The following is a 537-nucleotide window of genomic DNA, read 5'->3' as shown; positions in this document are numbered from 1 at the left end:
AAGTTTGATTTTTTTAACTGCAAATTGCAGTTACGGTATGGCTTTGCCTATCGCTGGAAAAAGTTCTTGCATTTAGTACGTTATCACTTCGGATGTGCTCGGGGATGCCGTGAGTAATCATGGCGTTCGCCAACTGCTCAATCACTTGGATCGAGCCAATCCTTCTAGCGCAGTGGATCGTTAAGCATTTCCTGGTGAACTCATCAATCATGGTGAGCATCCGGATCTTGCCACCATAAGCATCTCTAATAAAGACAAAATCATAACTCCAAACATGATTTGGGTGGTTGGCTCTTAGCCTCATACAACTACCATCGGAGAGCCAGAGCCTGCCTCTAGGAGGCTGCTTTTGTGGGATCTTCAGACCCTCTTGCCGCCAGATGCGAGCGACCTTGGCGGTAGTCGCTTGTCCCCAACCAGCGTTACGCATCATGCCCGCAATAAATCTATAACCGTAACGGCCATAGGTGCTGGCCATGCGGATGACTTCGGCTCTAAGGGGCTCTTCGTCATCTCTAGGCAATGGCATATAGCGAT

At 48.8% G+C, this 537-nt stretch carries 1 protein-coding gene; it reads right to left on the bottom strand.

Annotated features, from left to right (window positions below; all coding sequences use genetic code 11):
- Positions 1-13: 13 nt before the first annotated feature.
- On the bottom strand, positions 14-537 hold a 524-nt coding region (locus tag VC188_RS11950), incomplete at its 5' end, for a DDE-type integrase/transposase/recombinase (protein ID WP_323484114.1).

Origin of the sequence: Polynucleobacter sp. MG-28-Ekke-A2, from assembly GCF_035012985.1 — a bacterium.
Lineage (GTDB): Bacteria > Pseudomonadota > Gammaproteobacteria > Burkholderiales > Burkholderiaceae > Polynucleobacter.
The sequence above is the reverse complement of the archived record's forward strand: the minus strand, read 5'-3'. Positions and strand labels throughout refer to the sequence as shown.